The organism is Paenibacillus sp. JJ-100, assembly GCF_948329825.1.
GTDB lineage: Bacteria > Bacillota > Bacilli > Paenibacillales > Paenibacillaceae > Paenibacillus.
The window spans coordinates 25,587-47,602 of sequence record NZ_CAOJCM010000005.1 but is presented as its reverse complement, the minus strand read 5'-3'; the positions used below and the strand labels follow the sequence as shown (position 1 = coordinate 47,602).

16 protein-coding genes and 1 other annotated feature are annotated in these 22,016 nt (G+C 47.2%); all 16 genes read left to right on the top strand.

Annotated elements, in window-relative coordinates:
- The first annotated feature begins 8 nt into the window (after positions 1–8).
- The 16 genes from clpX (at position 9) to PQG66_RS18350 (ending at position 21,996) form a co-directional block, all read left to right on the top strand.
- Positions 9–1,262: an ATP-dependent protease ATP-binding subunit ClpX gene (gene clpX / locus PQG66_RS18425; RefSeq protein WP_272039260.1), complete on the top strand. Its 1,254-nt coding sequence runs from the start codon at positions 9–11 to the stop codon at positions 1,260–1,262.
- A 120-nt stretch (positions 1,263–1,382) separates the two neighbouring features.
- Entirely contained in the window at positions 1,383–2,480 is a 1,098-nt protein-coding gene (gene ispG, locus PQG66_RS18420) for a flavodoxin-dependent (E)-4-hydroxy-3-methylbut-2-enyl-diphosphate synthase (RefSeq protein WP_272039258.1), read from the top strand.
- Positions 2,481–2,732: 252 nt separating this feature from the next.
- Complete coding sequence (gene lonB, locus PQG66_RS18415) at positions 2,733–4,493, top strand: ATP-dependent protease LonB (RefSeq protein WP_272039257.1); 1,761 nt, start codon at positions 2,733–2,735, stop codon at positions 4,491–4,493.
- Positions 4,494–4,579: 86 nt separating this feature from the next.
- Positions 4,580–6,919 (top strand): endopeptidase La, encoded by a 2,340-nt coding sequence (lon, locus tag PQG66_RS18410; RefSeq protein ID WP_272039256.1) that lies wholly within the window; start codon positions 4,580–4,582, stop codon positions 6,917–6,919.
- 246 nt (positions 6,920–7,165) lie between these two features.
- Positions 7,166–7,828, top strand: a complete 663-nt coding sequence (gene yihA, locus PQG66_RS18405; RefSeq protein ID WP_272039255.1) for a ribosome biogenesis GTP-binding protein YihA/YsxC — start codon at positions 7,166–7,168, stop codon at positions 7,826–7,828.
- Between the two features lie 299 nt (positions 7,829–8,127).
- On the top strand, positions 8,128–9,513 hold the full coding sequence (gene hemA / locus PQG66_RS18400) for a glutamyl-tRNA reductase (protein ID WP_272039254.1): 1,386 nt from the start codon (positions 8,128–8,130) through the stop codon (positions 9,511–9,513).
- Between the two features lie 14 nt (positions 9,514–9,527).
- The gene (ccsA, locus tag PQG66_RS18395) at positions 9,528–10,355 is read left to right on the top strand and encodes a cytochrome c biogenesis protein CcsA (protein ID WP_442955131.1); all 828 of its coding nucleotides are present in this window, start codon (positions 9,528–9,530) and stop codon (positions 10,353–10,355) included.
- 6 nt (positions 10,356–10,361) lie between these two features.
- A complete protein-coding gene (locus PQG66_RS18390; protein ID WP_272039253.1) occupies positions 10,362–11,012 on the top strand; it encodes a precorrin-2 dehydrogenase/sirohydrochlorin ferrochelatase family protein in 651 nt (216 codons plus the stop codon).
- Positions 11,013–11,014: 2 nt separating this feature from the next.
- Complete coding sequence (gene hemC / locus PQG66_RS18385; RefSeq protein ID WP_272039252.1) at positions 11,015–11,971, top strand: hydroxymethylbilane synthase; 957 nt, start codon at positions 11,015–11,017, stop codon at positions 11,969–11,971.
- A gap of 4 nt (positions 11,972–11,975) precedes the next feature.
- Positions 11,976–13,535 carry a uroporphyrinogen-III C-methyltransferase gene (cobA, locus tag PQG66_RS18380; RefSeq protein ID WP_272039251.1) on the top strand — a complete coding sequence of 520 codons (1,560 nt, stop codon included), beginning with the start codon at positions 11,976–11,978 and terminating at the stop codon, positions 13,533–13,535.
- Positions 13,536–13,582: 47 nt separating this feature from the next.
- Positions 13,583–13,708, top strand: coding sequence for a hypothetical protein (locus PQG66_RS18375; protein ID WP_272039250.1), 126 nt, complete (start codon positions 13,583–13,585; stop codon positions 13,706–13,708).
- The gene (gene hemB, locus PQG66_RS18370; RefSeq protein ID WP_272039249.1) at positions 13,709–14,710 is read left to right on the top strand and encodes a porphobilinogen synthase; all 1,002 of its coding nucleotides are present in this window, start codon (positions 13,709–13,711) and stop codon (positions 14,708–14,710) included. It begins immediately after the preceding gene.
- 154 nt (positions 14,711–14,864) lie between these two features.
- Positions 14,865–16,169: a glutamate-1-semialdehyde 2,1-aminomutase gene (gene hemL / locus PQG66_RS18365; RefSeq protein ID WP_272039248.1), complete on the top strand. Its 1,305-nt coding sequence runs from the start codon at positions 14,865–14,867 to the stop codon at positions 16,167–16,169.
- Positions 16,166–17,080 (top strand): RluA family pseudouridine synthase, encoded by a 915-nt coding sequence (locus PQG66_RS18360; RefSeq protein WP_272039247.1) that lies wholly within the window; start codon positions 16,166–16,168, stop codon positions 17,078–17,080. Before hemL ends, PQG66_RS18360 begins: the two co-directional genes overlap by 4 nt.
- 197 nt (positions 17,081–17,277) lie before the next feature.
- A complete protein-coding gene (locus PQG66_RS18355) occupies positions 17,278–18,831 on the top strand; it encodes a LysM peptidoglycan-binding domain-containing protein (RefSeq protein WP_272039246.1) in 1,554 nt (517 codons plus the stop codon).
- A gap of 163 nt (positions 18,832–18,994) precedes the next feature.
- Positions 18,995–19,273: a binding site (T-box leader), on the top strand.
- A 59-nt stretch (positions 19,274–19,332) separates the two neighbouring features.
- Entirely contained in the window at positions 19,333–21,996 is a 2,664-nt protein-coding gene (locus tag PQG66_RS18350; RefSeq protein WP_272039245.1) for a valine--tRNA ligase, read from the top strand.
- Positions 21,997–22,016: the final 20 nt, after the last annotated feature.

The window sequence follows — 22,016 nt, the reverse complement described above, 5'->3', positions numbered from 1 at the left end:
GTGGTTTCATGTTTAAATTTAACGATGAGAAAGGGCAACTGAAATGCTCTTTTTGCGGTAAATCTCAGGAGCAGGTTCGCAAGCTGGTCGCTGGACCAGGCGTATACATCTGTGATGAATGTATCGAGCTTTGCACCGAAATTGTAGAGGAAGAACTGGGTCATGATGAAGAACTGGACCTGAAAGACATTCCGAAACCAAAAGAAATTCGTGATATCCTCGATCAATACGTTATTGGTCAGGAACAAGCGAAAAAATCATTGTCTGTTGCGGTGTACAACCACTACAAACGCATCAATACACAAAGTAAAATTGAGGATGTTGAGCTCTCCAAGAGTAACATTTTGCTGTTAGGACCTACAGGTTCGGGTAAAACGTTGCTTGCACAAACGATGGCGAAAATCCTGAATGTTCCTTTTGCTATTGCCGATGCGACTTCATTGACAGAAGCAGGATACGTGGGTGAGGATGTGGAGAACATTCTGCTCAAATTGATCCAAGCAGCTGACTATGACGTGGAAAAAGCAGAACGCGGCATTATCTATATTGATGAAATTGATAAAGTGGCACGTAAATCGGAGAACCCGTCCATTACTCGTGACGTATCCGGTGAAGGTGTGCAACAAGCTTTGCTGAAAATTCTTGAAGGTACCGTTGCTTCCGTGCCGCCACAAGGTGGTCGTAAGCATCCACATCAAGAGTTCATTCAGATTGATACAACAAACATTCTGTTCATTTGCGGCGGTGCCTTCGACGGTCTGGAGCAGATGATCAAACGCCGGATCGGTAAAAAAGTCATTGGCTTTAACACCGTTTCGGAGCAAAAAGATTTGAAACCGGGTGAATACCTGGGTATGGTATTGCCGGAAGACTTGCTGAAATTCGGTTTGATTCCTGAATTCGTAGGTCGTTTGCCAGTGATCTCTACGTTGGAGCCATTGGACGAAGATACGTTGGTACGGATTCTTTCCGAACCGAAAAACGCGCTGACGAAGCAGTACCAGAAACTGCTTGAGCTGGACAATGTTAATCTGGTGTTTGAACCAGGTGCTTTGCTGGCGATTGCAAAAGAAGCCATCAAGCGTAACACAGGTGCACGTGGTTTGCGTGCAATTATTGAAGGCATTATGCTCGAAATTATGTATGAAGTGCCTTCACGTGAAGACGTGACTAGCTGTGTCATTACCGAAGAGGTTGTTGAGAAAAAAGTTGTGCCTGAACTTGGCCAATCAAAGGACGATAAGCAGGAAGAGAGTGCCTAAGTGGCACAGCTTCAGCTGATCTTTGAAATATAGACTTGTCAGTTCTCCACTTGGGCAGAAGGCTTATATAGGGTCTTTTGTCAGAGTGGAGCTTTGACGTTGTGGGGAGAGAAATCACTCATGTATTTAAGACAAGATACCCGTCCCGTTAAAGTTGGGAATTTGACTATTGGCGGCAGTAACGAAGTTATTATTCAGAGTATGTGTACAACTAAAACAGCAGACGTGGAGGCGACCGTTGCAGAAATTCTGCGACTGGAAGAAGCCGGATGCCAAGTGGTGCGTGTAACGGTGAATAATGAAGAAGCTGCGGCAGCGATTAAAGAAATTAAGAAGCGAATTCACATTCCGCTAGTAGCGGATATTCATTTCAACTATAAGCTGGCTTTGCTTGCTATTGAGAATGGTATTGATAAGGTACGGATTAACCCTGGTAACATCGGTAAACGTACCAAAGTCGAAGAAGTTGTTAAAGCTTGTAAGGAGAAAGGTATTCCGATTCGAATTGGGGTAAATGCGGGTTCTCTGGAGAACCACTTGCTCGAAAAGTACGGTTATCCAACAGCCGATGCTATGGTTGAAAGTGCGTTGTACCACATCGGAATCCTGGAAGAGCTAGATTTCCATGATATCATCGTATCCCTTAAGGCATCAGATGTGCCGATGGCAATCGAAGCATACACTAAGGCGGCACAGATCATTCCATATCCATTACATCTGGGGATTACTGAAGCAGGCACGCTGTTCTCTGGAACGGTCAAAAGTTCAGCCGGCATGGGAGCTTTGCTTTCTATGGGCATTGGTTCTACAATGCGGATCTCCTTGAGTGCAGATCCAGTAGAAGAGATCAAAGTAGCCCGCGATCTGCTCAAAACATTTGGACTGATTACTAATGCTGCTACACTTATCTCATGTCCAACATGTGGACGTCTGGATATTGACCTCTTCTCTATTGCTAACGAAGTGGAAGAGTATATCTCAAAGTTAAAGGTACCGATTAAAGTATCCGTACTTGGCTGTGCGGTTAATGGTCCAGGTGAAGCAAAAGAAGCGGATATCGGGATTGCTGGTGCTCGCGGTGAAGGTCTCTTGTTCCGTCATGGTGAGATGATTCGTAAAGTACCAGAAGAGACCATGGTAGAGGAACTGAAGAAAGAGATCGACAAGATCGTCGAAGTGTATGAAGAGACAGGTGTTATCCCCGGACGCTCGCACTAATTACGATTGAATCTTTTATGTACAAGTACAAACAGATTCAACAGATTCCTATGCTCATATTCTGGTGACATTGATTTTTTATAAGTTGTAAAGTGAAGGCCCGCCGTTCTTGGCGGGCTTTTTACATGGAATCGAACAAATTCTCTGGCACAAATTCTGCTTGTTCCGTTTACGTCTCGCTGAAAAGGCTATACTACCAAGTATTAGCATGACACAGATGAGAAGAAGGATAGAACAGGAGGATGATGAATTATGGGTGAGCTAGGCATGGTATTCATGATGATACAGTTATTTTTTGGAGTGGTGGTTGGGCTATATTTTTGGAATCTGCTTCGAGGCCAGAAAACAAACAGAACTGCGGTTGAACGTGAATCGCGAAAAGAACTAGAGAAGCTGCGTAAGCTGCGTTCGATCTCGTTGACCAAGCCACTGGCAGAGAAGACACGTCCAGCAACAATTAACGATATTGTTGGACAAAAAGATGGATTACGTGCCCTCAAAGCGGCTTTATGCAGTGGTAATCCACAGCATGTAATCATATATGGTCCGCCGGGAGTGGGGAAAACGGCAGCTGCAAGGGTTGTGCTAGAAGAAGCCAAAAAAAATCCAGCCTCTCCTTTCAAGGCAGATGCTAAATTCACGGAGCTGGATGCGACCACGGCTCGTTTTGATGAGCGAGGTATTGCTGATCCGCTGATTGGTTCGGTTCATGATCCGATCTATCAGGGAGCGGGAGCGATGGGGGTTGCGGGTATTCCACAGCCGAAGCCAGGAGCAGTAACTAAAGCACATGGTGGTATGTTATTTATTGATGAAATCGGAGAATTACATTCTATTCAGATGAATAAGCTGTTGAAAGTACTGGAAGACCGCAAGGTCTTTTTGGAAAGTGCGTACTATAACTCAGAAGATACGCATACTCCTGCTTATATCCACGATATTTTCCAGAATGGGTTGCCAGCCGATTTTCGTCTTGTTGGAGCAACGACACGCTCTCCTCATGAGCTTCCTCCTGCACTACGTTCACGGTGTATGGAGGTCTATTTCCGTCCATTGTTACCAGAAGAGATTGGGAAAATTGCGGAGGATGCCGTGCAGAAAATTGGGTTTAGCCCTTGCCCGGATGCCGTAGAAGTGGTCAAGCGATATGCGACCAACGGACGCGAAGCGGTCAACATCATTCAACTGGCAGCTGGACTTGCACTCACTGAGAAGCGTGAAACTCTTCAGGCTTCTGATGTGGAGTGGGTAGCAGGGAGCAGTCAGATCCAGCCTAGACCGGATCGGAAGGTTCCTTCCAAGCCGCAGGTTGGGTTTGTCAATGGACTCGCCGTATACGGGCCGAACATGGGCACGATTCTGGAGATCGAGGTGTCAGCCGTTCCCGCACCGAAAGAGCAAGGACGTATCAACATCACAGGAGTAGTGGATGAGGAAGAGATTGGAGGCGGATCCCGTACACTCCGGCGGAAAAGTATGGCTAAGGGCTCGGTTGAAAATGTGTTAACCGTCCTGAAAGCGATGGGAATCCGCACGAGTGATTACGATTTACATGTGAATTTCCCAGGAGGCACGCCGATCGATGGTCCATCTGCTGGAATAGCTATGGCAACAGCGATTACTTCTGCCATACAAGGGCGTCCTGTAGACCATGAGATTGCGATGACAGGTGAGATTAGTATTCACGGTCGTGTCAAACCGATTGGTGGTGTACTAGCGAAGGTAGAGGCGGCTTTCCAGGCTGGTGCGAAGACGGTCATTATACCGGCTGAGAATTGGCAGTCTATTTTTGATAATCTGGAAGGCCTGCGAGTGATCCCGGTAGATACCGTTCAGGATGTGTTTCGCGAGGTGTTCGATTGGAAACCGGAAGCATCACAAATCGAACAATCACAGGTAGTAGCGGAAGAGATTGCATCACCCAAGCCCGAGGTATTCCCTCCGGCATCGGCCTCTTTCTTGCGTGCAGAGTCCCCTCGTCAGGGAAAGGTAACAGATTCAGGCGGCTGCTAAGGGATTCCCTTCATTGGTTTTTTATGTGAACATTTGATAGAATAATGGATGACTACAACCTGAGAGCCATTGGAGGTGCGAAAGCGATGGGACCGAGCAAAACGAAAGGTCGTCGTTTTCCTTTACTGCCTTTAAGAGGACTTCTCGTCTACCCGAGTATGGTGCTGCATCTCGATGTGGGCCGGGAGAAATCGGTCAAGGCTTTAGAAAAAGCGATGGTAGAAGAACATTTGATTCTCCTATGTTCCCAAGCCGAGGTAAATATTGAAGAACCCACACGAGAGGATATATTTCGAATTGGGACCGTAGCTAAAGTTAGACAGATGCTGAAGCTGCCCAATGGAACGATTCGAGTACTTGTGGAGGGCTTGGAACGGGCTGAAATTATTGAATATACGGACAACGAAGATTATTACGAGGTGCTCGCACAGGAGTTGCCTGAGGATGATACTGTACATCCAGAGACGGACGCCCTCATGCGTACCGTTCTGAACCAGTTCGAGAGTTATATTAATCTGTCCAAAAAAGTAACCCCCGAGACACTGGCGGCCGTGTCCGACATTGAAGAGCCGGGGCGTCTAGCAGACGTGATCACAAGCCATCTGTCTCTGAAGATCAAAGATAAACAAGAAATTCTGGAGACCATCGACGTTCGCGAGCGTCTGGAGAAACTGCTGGACATCTTGAATAATGAACGCGAAGTGCTTGAACTTGAACGCAAGATCAGCCAGCGTGTGAAGAAACAGATGGAGAAGACCCAGAAGGAATACTACTTGCGTGAGCAGATGAAAGCGATCCAGAAGGAACTCGGCGAAAAAGAGGGCCGTGCAGGCGAAGTGGAAGAACTTCGTAATCAGATGGAAAGTCTTGGCCTGCCGGACAAGGTAAAAGAAAAGGTCGAGAAGGAAATTGATCGACTGGAGAAAATGCCGGCTAGTTCTGCGGAGGGAGGCGTCATCCGTAACTATGTGGATTGGTTGCTTGCCTTGCCTTGGAGCCAGATGACCGAGGATGATCTAGATATCCAGAAAGCTGAAGATGTGCTTAACGCAGATCATTACGGTCTGGAGAAACCTAAAGAGCGTGTACTGGAATATCTGGCCGTGCAGAAGCTCGTCAAGAAGTTGAAAGGTCCAATCCTGTGTCTAGTTGGACCACCAGGGGTAGGTAAAACATCTCTAGCTCGTTCGATCGCAAGATCACTGGGACGGGAGTTCGTACGTATCTCACTCGGTGGTGTGCGGGATGAAGCGGAGATTCGTGGACACCGTCGTACCTATGTGGGAGCGATGCCAGGTCGCATAATCCAGGGGATGAAAACAGCAGGATCACTTAACCCTGTATTTTTGCTGGATGAGATCGACAAGATGGCTTCCGACTTCCGTGGAGACCCTTCAGCTGCATTGCTTGAGGTGCTGGATCCTGAGCAGAACAACACGTTTAGTGACCACTTTGTGGAGCTGCCATTTGACTTGTCGAACGTTATGTTTGTAACTACAGCGAATACTGTGCACAACATTCCGCGTCCGCTCCTAGATCGTATGGAGATGCTGAATATCCCGGGGTATACCGAACTGGAAAAACTGCAAATATCCAAAAAATATTTGCTCCCGAAACAGAAGAAGGATCACGGTCTGGAAGAAGAACAGTTGCAAATACCAGAAGAGAGTCTGCTGAAAGTCATTCGTGAATATACACGTGAGTCTGGTGTGCGGAACCTGGAACAGCAGATGGCATCATTGTGCCGGAAGGCGGCTAAAAATATCGTATCCGGTGCAGAAGGTCAGATTGTCATTACACCAGATGATGTCAAAGAGTATCTGGGTCCTGGCAAATTCCGCTATGGTATGGCGGAGCTGGAAGATCAGATTGGCACGGTTACAGGGCTGGCATGGACTGAAGTAGGCGGGGATACGCTTGTTATTGAAGTAACTGTCGTGCCTGGAACAGGTAAGTTGACCCTGACAGGGAAACTGGGAGATGTAATGAAAGAATCAGCTCAGGCAGCCTTCAGTTATACGCGATCCAAAGCAGCACAGTTGGGTATCGCCGCTGATTTTCATGAGAAAAACGACATTCACATCCATGTACCTGAGGGTGCTATTCCGAAAGATGGTCCATCTGCGGGGATTACGATGGCAACTGCGTTGATCTCGGCCTTGACGAACAAACATGTGTCCAAGGACGTTGCCATGACTGGTGAAATCACACTGCGCGGACGAGTGCTGCCGATTGGCGGTTTGAAGGAAAAGTCGCTCGCTGCCCACCGTGCGGGTTATAAAAAAATATTATTGCCTAAGGATAACGAACGCGATTTGCGCGACATTCCGGATAGTATCAAGGAAGATGTGGAATTTGTGCCCGTAGCCCATATGGATCAGGTGCTGCAGCATGCGCTGGTCGAACAGGCAGGCATTAGTCTTTAATTCCATATCCAGAGGTATCATATGAAGAGTAGACCGTTCTGCGGAGCTTTTGGCTTCCACAGAACGGTTTTTTATTGAGAACCGATATGATTTTGGCGTTGTAGCATTTTTTTTGCACATCATCATCGTTTTTCCGAGTAAAACAGTCTTTTTTTTGGTATGATAGAAGGAATAATGGCATAATACGAGATAAAATGTTGAAATGTATATTCGCAGGACAGGAGTTCAAGAGAGGAAAGATGCAATTTGAAAGTGAATCAATCTGAATTCATTATTAGTGCCGTTCGGCCTGAACAATATCCAGATGACGGCTTGCCAGAGATTGCCCTCGCCGGGCGCTCCAATGTAGGCAAGTCATCACTGATTAATCGGTTGATTAACCGCAAAAATTTGGCGCGTACAAGCGCAACTCCGGGTAAAACCCAGCAACTGAACTATTACAAGATCAATCAAGATCTATACTTCGTCGATTTTCCGGGCTATGGATACGCGAAGGTTTCCAAGGAGCAGCGTTTTGCCTGGGGTAAAATGATGGAGAAGTACTTACTGCAACGTGATGAGTTGAAACTGGTCATGCAGATGGTAGACATGAGACATGAGCCGTCTAAGGACGACAAGATGATGCATGAGTGGCTGCGCCACCATGGATTGCCATTGGTCGTTGTTGCTACGAAGATGGACAAGATTCCGAAGACACGTAGAGGCAAACATATTAAAATGATCAAGGAAGCTCTGGGTCTTCGCTCGGGCGACTTATTTGTCCCTTTTTCATCTGAGGAAGGTCTGGGAAAGGAAGAACTGTGGGATATCATTACGCGTCATGCTCGCATAGATAAGTATGCGCCCGTGGAATCCGATTCAGAGAATGAGAATGAAGTGGTTGATGGGATTCAGCAAGACAAGCACTAACAATTAAAGAACACATCATGTTTCTGCACCAAGATAGTCATGGAAGGTTTCCATGGCTATTTGTTATAAATATGAATTTGTGTCGTTCAATCATTTCACGTATAACGGAGGATAATGGTGAGACACTACAATAAATGACAATGCATATGATAAATCATCATCGTGATTTCATAAACATTTCATAAAAATGAGCGAGTGATGGACGTGATGTGTGATATAATTAACTATGTCAATCTTAACTGGATAGACTTATACAGTAAGCACTTTGATTGGAAATTTATTAGGCAGGTGAACTTGCAATGCACATCGTTGTTGTTGGTTTGAATTATCGCACGGCGCCTGTAGAGGTCAGAGAACGATTCACATTTGCAGAAAAGGACTTGTCTGAAGCGCTGCAGCAGCTCAAGCTGACCAAGAGTGTATTGGAAGGTGTAATCGTAACCACTTGTAATCGTACTGAACTGTACGTTGTGGTCGACCGTCTTCACATGTGCGGTTATTTTATTCGAACATTCATGGAGCAATGGTTTGACGTTCCACGGGAAGAATTCACGCAACACTTATATATATATGAAGATGACCAAGCTATGCGCCATCTGTTCAGGGTAATCTGTGGACTGGATTCGATGGTCATCGGAGAGACTCAGATTCTGGGTCAGGTTAAACAGGCTTTTTTCAAAGCGCAAGAAGAGAAGTCTACGGGCACCTGGTTTAACAAGTTGTTTAAACAGGCGGTAACCCTGGGCAAGCGGGCACATTCGGAGACATCCATCGGGGAGAGTGCTGTGTCTGTCAGTTATGCAGCGGTAGAACTCGGCAAGCGGATCTTTGGAATGTTCACAGACAAAAAGGTACTTATATTGGGTGCCGGCAAAATGAGTGAACTTACGGTCAAGCATCTGTACGCCAATGGAGCATCTGAAGTGATCGTAGCCAATCGTACGCTCGCCAGAGCCGAAGAGTTGGCTAGCAAATTCCGAGGAACCCCTTGTACGATGGAGCAGGCACTTGCAAGACTGAGTGAGGTTGACATCGTTATCAGCTCTACAGGGGCAGAACGTTATGTGCTGGATGCAACAACTGTTCGCGAAAGCATGAAGCGCAGACAATCACGACCACTGTTTTTAATTGACATTGCGGTACCGCGGGATATCGATCCAGCCATTGGGGAGATTTCCAATGTATTCCTTTATGATATCGACGACCTGGAAGGGATTGTGGAGAGCAATCTGGAGATGCGCAAAGTCGAAGCGGCCAAAATCGAGAGAATGATTGAGCTAGAGATGGAAGACTATTATCAATGGCTCAGAACACTCGGCGTCCGTCCCGTCATTCGAGCATTGCAGGAAAAAGGCGTATCTATTCATGAAGAAACGATGGATAGTCTGTTTAACAAGCTGCCAGAGCTCGATGAACATCAACGCAAAGTCATTCGTCGTCTAACGAAAAGTATTGTAAATCAAATGACAACGGATCCGATTAACCGGATTAAGGAAATGGCAGGTACGAAGCAAGGTGATGAAGCTCTACGCATGTTCACCCAGATTTTTGCGCTGGAAGATGCGGTGGAGAAGGCTGCTGAAAAGGTGAATCAGAGTGACGCAACTGCTCTAGGCAAACCAGCTGTTCACCTTAATGAAAACCGGCAAGAACCCGTGCCGGCTTATGTTCCGGCAGGCGTATAAGGCAGGTGGGCAGTTTGACCCTTGCTGAACAAGTCTATGAAGTTTTGATCTATATGTATGCCCTGAGCCTACTGTTCTATTTCTCGGACTGCATTCGACGCAATGCGGGGGCGAAGCGGACAGGCACAGGGTTTCTTATTGTTGTTTGGGGACTACAGGTAACCCATGTTATTATACGGATGTGGATGGAAGGCCACTTCCCTATTTATACTACTTTTGACTTTCTGTTTATTTTCTCTTTCAGTATTGTGCTGATATCGCTAATTTTGACCCGAATCCAGCGTTCGGAATTTGTCATTCTGCTGCTTAACATCGTTGGATTTTCGGTAACAGTGTTGAATCGATTGTGGTTTACAGCAGGGGAGATCTCGCTTCATAACTGGCAGACAGTTCATGGTCTGCTGATCATGCACATAACGCTGGCTAATCTGGGCTTTGCTGCTTTAACGGTTGCCGCAGTATTGGCACTGCTCTATTTGTTCCTTCATCACAAACTCAAGAATAAAAAGTGGAATGATACCGTACGACGCCTGCCAAGCCTGGAGGTTATCGGAAAGTACATGGACGGTGCTACATTGATCGGAACCCCGCTTCTTGGTGTATCGGTTGTGTTAGCTGTTTTGTCCATAGTAGCGGAACGACGTTGGCACTTGCTTCTGGACCTGAAGGTGATTGCCACAGGTCTGGCAATTGCCATCTATGTTGGCTATTTTGTAGTAAAGAGAAGAAAACAATTCTCGATGATCATCATGTCTAAATGGACATTGGTTGGATATGCGCTAATCATCCTCAGTTTTTTATCCAATGCTTACTCAGCGTTTCATCGCTGGACGGGAGAGTGAAGAGGTATGGAACACTACACGCCGATTTATGTGAATACTTCAGGCAAGTCAGTCTTCGTAATCGGCGGCGGGATTGTTGCTGAGCGTAAGGTAAAGGGGTTGCTGGAGGCAAAGGCTCAAATTACAGTGATAAGTCCTCAGCTTACGCCATACCTACAACAATTACATCAAGAATCCCGAATGGAGTGGATAGCTCGGTCCTACCGCAATGGAGATTTGCGGGGGGCCTTTCTCGTATATGCAGCTACTGATGATCCGCAAGTTAATAGAGCTGTGGTACAGGAAGCTGAGGCAGAGACGATACTCGTGAATGATGCAATATCTTCCGGCAACAGCAGCTTTATCACGCCGAGTGTGGTTAGACGAGGACGATTAAGCATTGCAATCTCGACTTCTGGTGCAGGGCCAGCAGCAGCAGCCGAGATTCGTGCTTTATTGGAACAGCAGTTTGGAGATGAATACGAGGTCTATCTTGATTTTTTACATCAGATGAGAATGGAGATTAAATCCCGCGAACTGCCTTCTGCCACAAGAAGAACGCTTCTGCGGCGATTGACGGAGATGGACATACTGGACAAAATACGAACAGGTGAATTTCAGTGGTGGACCGAAGAAGAAATCGGGAACTGGATATCCCGTAATCAGGAGGAAATATAGATATGCGTACAATTAAAGTGGGCAGCAGGCAGAGTGCTCTGGCGTTAACTCAGACTGGATACGTGATTCAGGATCTGCGAGATATTTGTGAGCGGGAAGGTTTAGCATTTGATTTTGAGGTACATAAGATTGTCACGAAGGGAGACCTCATTTTGGATGTCACCTTGTCCAAGGTGGGGGGCAAAGGATTGTTTGTTAAAGAGATCGAACAGGCGATGCTGGATCGCACCATTGATATGGCTGTGCACAGCATGAAGGACATGCCTTCCGAGCTGCCAGAAGGTCTGGTTAACGGTGCTGTTCCCCGGCGTGCTGATCCAAGGGATGCGCTTGTGTCTCGCAGTGGTCTTACACTGGATCAATTGCCAGAGGGTGCGCGGATTGGAACGAGTAGTTTGCGCAGATCAAGTCAGCTGAAGGCTTACCGTCCAGACCTGCAGCTGGAATCTATTCGCGGTAATATCGACTCACGTTTGCGTAAACTTGAAACGGAAGGGTTGGACGCTATTATATTGGCTGCAGCGGGATTGTATCGGATGGGCTGGGAGGAACGGATTACGGAATATTTGTCTGAGGAAGCCTGCCTTCCTGCTGTAGGACAAGGAGCCCTTGGTATTGAATGCCGAGAAGATGATGAGGAACTGCTGCATCTGCTGACTTTATATAATGATCCGGCAACAGCTTCCCCAGTATTGGCCGAACGACGCTTCCTTAGCGTGCTGAATGGAGGCTGTCAGGTGCCCATCGGTGCTCATGCGATATGGGAGCCAGAGCAAGATGCAGTTTCCCTGAACGGTGAAAACAAGTTACAATTAACAGGTATGGTTGGTACGCCGGACGGTGGACTAATTCTTAAAGAAACGTTGAGCGGCAAGGATCCGGTTCGTTTGGGAGAAGAAGTGGCCTGGAGATTAATTGATCGCGGAGCGGAACAGATTCTGGCAGAAGTTAGGGGATGAAGGCATGGCGGGGAAGGTCTATTTGGTAGGCGCAGGTCCTGGGGATGCAAAGCTGATTACGGTAAAAGGATGGGAGACGATCGGCAAGGCAGATGCAGTGGTATACGATCGGCTCGCGAGTCCGCGATTGCTGAAACTTATGAAACCCGGTGCAGTGAAGATTTATGTGGGTAAACGACCAGATCGACATACGATGAAACAGGAAGAGATTAATCAGCTGTTAGTTGATCTCGCATTGGAAGGCAAAGTTGTTGTGCGCCTAAAAGGGGGAGACCCTACGATTTTTGGCCGGGTAGGTGAAGAAGCGGAGCTGCTCTACAAAAACGATATTCCATTTGAGATTATACCTGGTGTAACCGCAGCAATAAGCGTGCCCGCGTATGCGGGTATCCCGGTAACACATCGTGATCACGCTTCCTCAATCTCTATCATTACGGGGCATGAGAGTCCCGACAAGCTAGATCGAAGCATTCATTGGGATAAAGTAACGAACGCTACGGGAACACTGGTATTTATGATGGGTGTTGCCAAGATTGGTTATATCAGCGAGCAGCTTATTCGTCATGGTCGTCCAGCGGACACACCTGTGGCACTTGTACGCTGGGGAACACGAGCAGAACAGGAGACTATTACCGGAACGCTGGAAAATATCGAAGCAAAGGTGATTGAGGCGAATTTCCAACCACCAGCGGTCATTGTGGTTGGTGAGGTTGTCAATCAGCGTGAGCAATTGAAATGGGCAGAAGTGATGCCATTGTTTGGTAAACGTATTTTGGTGACTCGTGCTCGAAGTCAGGCGAGTGAACTGGTGAATCGAATCGAGGAACTGGGCGGTGAACCGTATGAGTTTCCAGTCATTGAGACCGTGATGCCTTCCAGTGAATCGTCCAAACAAAGTGTCAAAGATGCATTACAGGTGTTAAATACATTTGATTGGGTCTTTTTTACAAGTGTCAACGGTGTAGAGTTTTTCTTCCGTCATCTGGAGATTGAAGGTAAGGATATTCGCTCTCTCCATCAAGCAAGAATTGCTGCAGTAGGACCGTCCACAGCGGATGCTCTGCGCAAGCATGGTATCGCGCCTGAAGTTGTCGAAGGACCATTTCAAGCGGAGGGCATGTTTGAAACATTTGAAAGTGAGCTTAAGGCAGGAGACAAGGTATTGATTCCTCATGGAGACCTCGCACGTTCGTGGTTGCCGGAGCAATTAAGGGAGCGAGGATTGCACGTTACCGAGGCCATTATCTATGATACGATCCTTGTGGGTGAAGAAGACGATGAATTGCTAAAACTGCTTGAAGAGGGCGGCATCCATGCGATGACCTTTACAAGTTCATCCACGGTGACGAATTTCATGAAGATGTTGGAAAAAATGGGTGTGGAAGATCCCCTGGCATTGTTGAAGGGAGTAGAGGTTGCTTGTATCGGTCCACTCACAGCCAAGACTGCGGAGGCTGCTGGACTGCAAGTCACAATGATGGCGAAGGAAGCTACGATCCCCAGCCTGATTGATGTTTTATGCGAGTGGAAACGAACGGGTGACGCTGTAAAAGCAAGCAAATAGGTTGAATGAATGTATCCATAACAGAGTTATGATAGTTATATAAGCAAGTGAAGTACACGATGGTTATCGTGACAAGACAAGCTTCGGCTGAATATATGGAGCGTGCTGAATTCGAGAAGAAACAGCGCGCTTCCCCTTTTTACAGTATGAAATTTCAGGGAGGTAGGTTATAAATGGGTTTTCCAATTGTACGTCATCGCCGCTTACGTCAATCGGCAGGCATTCGCAACATGGTGAGAGAGACACATCTGAATGTGGAGGATTTCATCCAACCGATCTATGTCACATATGGAACAAATGTAAAGTCAGAGATTAAGTCGATGCCAGGTGTATTCCGTTTCTCACTGGATCGATTACAGGAAGAAGTAAAAGAAATAGCTGAATTGGGCATTCCGGCTGTATTGTTGTTCGGTATTCCCGAAACAAAAGACAGCGTAGGTTCATCCGGTTTTGCAGAGGACGGGATTGTGCAGGAAGCTACGAGACTAATCAAGTCCTGGTATCCTCAGTTGCTGGTGATCGCAGATACTTGTTTATGTGAGTTCACCGATCACGGGCACTGCGGCATGGTGCATACGACGGAGATTGATGGACATATCTGCGGTGATGTTCTGAATGACGAATCGCTGGAGCTGCTGGTGAAAACGGCGGTATCCCAGGCCAAGGCAGGCGCAGACATTATCGCACCATCCAATATGATGGATGGTTTCGTTCAGGCGATTCGTGCAGGTCTGGACGAGAATGGATTCAGCCATATCCCCATCATGTCATATTCAGTAAAATATGCTTCGGCGTTCTACGGCCCATTCCGTGAAGCAGCAGATTCAACGCCGCAATTCGGAGATCGAAAGTCATATCAGATGGACCCGGCGAATGCTCGCGAAGCGCTGCGCGAAGCGGAGACTGATGTGCTGGAAGGCGCTGATATGCTGATGGTCAAACCATCACTGTCTTACCTGGACATTATGCGCACGATTAAGGATCAATTTGATCTTCCACTGGTTGCCTACAACGTAAGCGGAGAGTACGCAATGGTGAAGGCAGCCGCAATTCAGGGCTGGATCGACGAGAAGAAGGTAGCGATGGAAATCTTGCTTAGCATGAAACGTGCGGGAGCGGATATGATTATCACTTATTATGCTAAAGATGCTTCCCGGTGGCTGGCTGAAAAATAAGTCGATGTCCATCTCACGGAACCAGTAGCGTATGTTGATTTCTAGAAATACACGAATACGACTCATAGGTCCTGCTTTTATTAGAAATTCATGCAGCTGCAAGCGGGCTGAATCCTTTCTTGAAAGCAGGTCCTCACATTAAGGAGGATGTTCAATGACTGCACAACAAGGCAATCACCGTAAGGATGAGCGCTCACGTAGCGCATTTGAGGAAGCTAAGAAGTACATACCTGGTGGGGTGAATAGCCCAGTTCGAGCGTTCAAATCTGTGGGACTTACCCCAATCTATGCTGAACGCGGAGAGGGCTCCAAGATTTATGATATCGATGGTAACGTGTTTATTGATTATGTAGGGTCATGGGGACCACTGATCATGGGACATGCTCATCCCGAGGTCGTGGAGGCGCTTCGAGAGACAGCTCTGAAAGGAACAAGCTTTGGTGCGCCTACTCTGCTTGAGACAGAAATGGCTAAGCTTGTATGTGAGCGTGTACCTTCCATCGATATCGTGCGTATGGTGAATTCAGGTACGGAAGCAACAATGAGTGCGATTCGATTGGCACGCGGGGTAACAGGACGCAGTAAAATTTTGAAATTCGAAGGCTCTTATCACGGACATGCAGATAGCTTGTTGATTAAGGCTGGATCAGGAGTGGCAACGCTGGGTCTGCCAGATAGCCCGGGAGTACCTGAAGGAGTCGCCCTGAATACGATCACGGTACCATACAATGATTTGCAGTCTGTTCAACTTGCTTTTGAACGATTTGGTGAAGAGATCGCCGCAGTTATTGTTGAGCCTGTGGCAGGCAATATGGGGGTTGTACCTCCAGCTACCGGATTCCTGGAAGGTTTACGCCGTGTGACGACGGAGTACGGAAGCCTGCTGATCTTTGATGAAGTGATGACCGGGTTCCGTGTAGGGCTTAACTGTGCACAAGGTCGATTCGGTGTTACACCGGATTTGACGTGTCTTGGTAAAGTAATCGGTGGTGGACTCCCTGTAGGAGCTTATGGTGGTCGTCGTGATCTGATGGAACAGATTGCTCCGACAGGACCAATCTATCAGGCTGGGACGCTCAGTGGTAATCCGCTGGCAATGGCGGCAGGTTACACTACATTGAAACTGTTGACGCCGGAAGTATATGATCGGTTAGAAATGTTATCTGCACGTTTGCAGGCTGGATTCGAGAAAAATGCAGCAGAAGCAGGCGTTGCTGTTACTATTAACCGTGTCGGCTCCATGGTGTGCCCATTCTTCAGTGATGTTCCTGTGACCAACTACGATATTGCTAAGGAGAGCAATCTGGATCACTTCCGTCGTTATTTCGCAGCGATGATCGATCAAGGAGTTAGTGTTGCACCTTCCCAATATGAAGGAATGTTTGTGTCAGGTGTGCATACCGAACAGGATATCGAGGATACCATCGAAGCGAACCGTAAGGCTTTGCTATCGTTATGAGCATGAAAAGCTGGAAACGCCGTGGGCAATGGCTCGAGCTCATGCCAGGTAAGGCAGTGACTGGAGAAGGAGATAGACAGGCAGCTGCTGAACAGTGGCTTCTTTCGGAAATACAATTTCCAGAAAAGTTGCTGCGCCAGCTCAAGGCAGCCCAAGGGATACAGCTAGCAGGGGACCGGCTTCGGCTGGCTCTTTTTGCTGCCCAGCCGCTGGATGTGGAGCCGCGCTGGGCGGATATAACAGTTCTGTACGAAGATGATTTCTGCCTAGTCGTGCATAAACCAGCCGGGATGAAGCTTCACCCGGATGGAAGCCGTGAGGATCGCGATATTACGTTGGATCATGCTGTAGCCTCGTATTACGAGATGAATGGCATCGAAACCAGTGTGCGTCATGTACATCGCTTGGATCAGGATACGACCGGACCTGTGTTATATGCCAAAAATACATTTGCGCTTGCAAAACTGGACGAAGCGATGCGACGCAAAGCGATCGATCGTCAGTATGTTGCCATCGCTGGGGGCCAAGTTTCCAGAGATCTTCGCAAAATTGATGCGCCGATCGGTAAGGACAGGCATCACAAGCAGCGTAGACGTGTCTCGGAAGGAGGCCAAGATGCAGTTACTCATGTGAGCATCGTGCACACATGGGACAAGGCAACACTTGTACGTTTGAAACTGGAGACCGGACGTACTCATCAAATACGTGTGCACCTCAGTTATGCCGGACACCCTCTTATAGGGGATGAACTATACGGTGGTCGCAAAGATCCAATTGCTAGACAGGCTTTGCACGGTGAATTACTTCGTTTTAACCATCCTTTAACCCAAGAACTTATTGAAGTGCAAGACCCTTGGCCAATCGATTTTACACAATTGGCGGAGAGGGAGAGTAGCGGTGTGGAGAACTGACCGAATAGACGGTCAGTTCTTTTCTTTTATTGTCCGAGTTGCAGAATGAATAAATGATGCAGGGAATAACAGTCTTTCACAAAAGGTGGCATGCCCATCCCATTCATGGCATATAGATGGGTAACGAAGGATTTAACCATGGATCAGTTCCATGAGAAAGATCATGGTGAACATATGCTGAAAGGAGGACGCCACCTTTGTTGAATCAACCTTATGGTCTGCGGTTCGATATTTATGAGCGCGTTCATTTGTCTGAGGGAGTGCCTGCAATTGAGGAACTGGAGGAAATTGAACTATATCCACGCATTGAGGTGATTGGACAGGACGACCATGCCACCTTGAGGGGACATCTGCTGCTCACGGGAACGTACCGGGGAGAGAGCGAACATTCGGAGGAGTTGAAGCATTTTATTCCTGTCGAAATTACCGTTCCATTGAACCGGGTTCGATCAATTGATGATATTTCAATTGAGATTGAAAATTTTGACGTCGATCTGCTATCCAGCCGAAGCCTGAACATTACAGGTGTGTTATCACTTCGTGGCATTGAAGGGTTCCCTGTAGAGGAGCCAGAAGTATGGTCAGCAGACGAATTCACGGTTGTTCACTCGCCAGAAGCTGCGCCCGACAGTCGTGCGAGTGAATGGGATCAGACGGAGCAGTTCGAACTTCAGCAACAAGCTCTGTTGCAGCGTAATGAAGAGGAAGAGCTAGCGAATGGGTCTGCGCTTGCTGCGTATGGCTCACCTGAATCAGCAGATTTATCTTTTAGAGATGATGAAGAATCAAAGTACGAAGAGCTCTCACAGGCCTATCTTAATCAGGCGCCAACTGAACCGTATCCATCTGATATCTCCTTGATCAATGAATCGGATGATGGTAGAAAATCAGTCTCAAGTGCTCAGATTATTCCATCACAGGCATCGGATGAAGTCGATGAAGCACCTTCTCCAATCTCGTCATTTATGGCGGAAACAGCTGATCGATTAGCTTCTTATCCCGAATCAGACCCGCTGCTTCCAATAGAAGATGAAGCATCTGTATGGTCCGAACCTTCTGTAAATAGTACGATTGAGAGTGTGAGCTCATCTAATATAGAGGCTTCTAGTCAAGTGCGTTCAGAAGAATCATGGAAACCCCTTGGAGATCAAGCCACGGAGGTATGGCATTTTAAAGAAGCACGCTCGAATATCCAACAAGAACATTCAGATCCGGTAGATCCAGAATCTTCGGTTCAGCAACAGACCGAGAATTGGCAGGATGTTTTTTCCGCATCCGAAGTAGAAGAAGAACGGCCATTACCAGAAACGGTGGATGACGGAGCTGTGGTACACAATGAAGGGACAGTTCCTGAACCGCTAGCTGAGGTGGAAGACAAGCCAGAACTTAAGGTGGCTTTTGGCAGTAAAAAGGAATCATCCCCAAGAGTAGAAGAAGGCGTAGGTATTTCCTCTCTGTTATCGTCCGGGCGTGCGGCTCGTGAACCTGAGGGAGAACAAAGTGAAGAGAATTCAGCTAACATTGTTGCCGAACGTGTGAATCAAGCCGAAGATGTAGAGTGGAAAAATCTGTTCCTGGGTACAATTGTGGACCAGACCCCTTTCCGTAAAGTGAAATTGTGTATTGTACAACGTGAAGAAACACTGGATGCCATTGCTGACAGGTATCAGTTAAGTACGAGAGAGCTCCAGTTATATAATCGATTGACTGAACAAGTAGTCGAAGAAGGACAGATTCTGTACATCCCATAGTTTACAAAAGAGATATTAATTCTTGTAGAAACAGCCCGTAGTCCATCACTAGGATTACGGGTTTAATTGTTTTTCAATAATCAAGTTGTCTAATCGTATTGTTCCACGGTTGCCAGGTTGACTATCGAGCACGAGCAAGGTATGATGTGTTTAGGTTTTTTGAATAATGACGTGGATCGGGAGTAGTAGACAGTATGACCTTTCAGAGAGTGGAATTGATGTGCTGTGAGATTCCGCAGGAACCAACTGATCGAAGTCGCCCGGGAGTTGCCTGTTTGAGTACTGGGGTTAATGGTGTATATTCATAATCCTCGGAGGTAGGATAGGCCGGTCGCAGCCGTTATCTGCTTGAAGTGTCATGCTTGATCCAGAGGATAGATAGTATCCTGCTGTCAGCGTGAAACAAAGGTGGTACCGCGAAAGCTAACCTTTCGTCCTTTGATGGATGAAAGGTTTTTTTTGTTTTTTGGTGAAGATGATGAAGTAACGGAGGAATGACACATGTCTGAACAAAAAAAAGCAACAACAGAAATGCCGACCACATACGATCCAAAGGCTGCAGAGGATAAATGGTACTCCACCTGGACGGAGCGCGGTTATTTCCAAGCGGGAAGACGCAAGGATGCTAAGCCTTATACCATTGTAATTCCACCCCCGAACGTAACGGGTATGCTGCACATTGGGCATGCGCTTGACTTCACCCTTCAGGATATTCTCATTCGTACGAAACGCATGCAGGGATATGATGCGCTTTGGCTGCCTGGCTCAGACCATGCCGGGATTGCAACCCAAACGAAGGTAGAACAAAAGCTGCGTGAAGAGGGACTGACTCGTTATGATTTAGGACGCGAGAAGTTTCTGGAGAAAGTATGGGATTGGAAAGATCAGTACGCAACAACGATTCGTCAGCAATGGGGCAAAATGGGTCTATCACTTGACTATTCTCGTGAACGGTTCACCCTGGACGAAGGTTTGTCCAAAGCTGTTCGAAAAGTGTTTGTTCAGTTGTATGAAAAAGGCCTCATTTACAGAGGGAAACGCATTATCAACTGGGATCCGGTTAATCGTACAGCACTCTCTGATATTGAGGTTGAATATAAGGAAGTTCAGGGGCATCTGTACCATCTTCGCTACCCGCTCAAAGATGGAAGTGGTCACATTACGGTGGCAACGACACGTCCAGAAACGATGCTGGGCGATACCGCAGTTGCTGTCCATCCGAAGGATAAGCGCTATGCTGACATGATCGGCAAAACGCTAGTACTTCCGATTATTGGACGCGAAATTCCAGTCATCGCAGACGAGTATGTAGACAAAGAGTTCGGTAGTGGGGCCGTGAAAATAACGCCTGCACACGATCCGAATGACTTTGAAGTAGGTTTACGACATGACCTGCCTCAGATTACAGTTATGGACGAAAGCGGCACAATGAATGCCGAGGCAGGTAAGTATCAAGGTCTGGACCGTAGTGACTGCCGTAAACAGATTGTGGCTGATCTGAAAGAACAAGGCGTTCTGATTCATATTGAAGATCATATGCACCAAGTTGGACATAGCGAACGCACGGGTGCGGTAGTTGAGCCGTATTTGTCCACACAATGGTTCGTAGAGATGAAACCACTCGCTGAAAGAGCGATCCAAAAGCAGCAAAGTGGAGAAGGCGTTAACTTCGTTCCGGATCGTTTTGAGAAAACGTACTTGAACTGGATCGAAAACGTACGTGACTGGTGTATCTCCCGTCAGCTCTGGTGGGGTCACCGTATTCCAGCTTGGTATGATGAAGAGACAGGTGAAGTGATTGTATCGGCTGAAGATCCAACTACTTTGCCTGAATATGCAGGACGTAAGCTGAAGCAGGATGAGGACGTTCTGGATACGTGGTTCAGCTCGGCACTGTGGCCGTTCTCTACATTGGGCTGGCCTGAAAATACGGATGACCTGAAGCGTTATTATCCAACAGATGTACTCGTAACTGGATATGACATCATCTATTTCTGGGTGGCACGTATGATCTTCACTGCTCTGGAATTCACGGATGAAATTCCGTTCAAAGATGTGCTGATGCATGGTCTTGTACGGGATGCAGATGGGCGTAAGATGTCCAAATCCCTTGGCAACGGTGTAGACCCTCTGGATGTTATCGAGAAATATGGCGCAGATGCAATGCGTTACATGATCTCGACCAGCAGTACGCCAGGGCAGGATCTCCGTTTCCGCTGGGAGCGCGTAGAGCAGGCTCGTAACTTTGCCAACAAAATCTGGAACGCTTCCCGCTTCGCTTTGATGAATCTGGAAGGGTTCACCTACGAAGAACGTGACATCAGCGGTGAGCTCGGAACAGCTGACTATTGGATTTTGCACCGCCTGAACGAAACTTCTCGTGATATTACGCGTCTAATCGATGCATATGAGTTTGGAGAAACAGGCCGCGTATTGTATAACTTCATTTGGGATGATCTGTGTGACTGGTACATTGAGTTCGCGAAACTCTCGTTCTATGGAGAAGATCCGGTTGCCAAGAAGAAAACACAATCGGTACTGGCTTATGTGTTGGATCAGACCATGCGCTTGATTCATCCGTTCATGCCTTATATCTCTGAAGAGATATGGCAGCATCTGCCTCATGAAGGGGAGACGATTACACTCGCTTCCTGGCCAGTATATGACCCTGCTCTGGAGAATCCGGGAGCTGTTGCAGAGATGAACTTATTGATGGATACCATTCGTGCCGTTCGAAACATTCGCGCAGAAGTGAACGTTCCGATGAGTAAAAAGATCGAATTGATGGTCAAAGCAAATAATGTTGAAACATCCAGCATTATTGAACGCAACAGCCATTACATCAAGCGTTTCTGTAACACATCTGAATTCCAGAGTGGACTGGATCTGACTTCACCAGACAAAGCAATGACAGCGATCATTACAGGAGCAGAATTGTACTTACCACTGGCGGGTCTGATCGATATTGAGCAGGAAGTAGCTCGTCTGGAGAAAGAATTGCAAAATCTGGAAGCTGAAGTGCTCCGCGTCGAGAAAAAACTGGCGAATGAAGGCTTTGTCGCTAAGGCTCCGGCCAAGGTGATCGAAGAAGAACGAGCTAAACAAGCGGATTATTCCGATAAACGCGATAAAGTCATTGCACGGATCAAAGAGCTAAGAGGTTAATATCAAAAGGGTCGGATGGG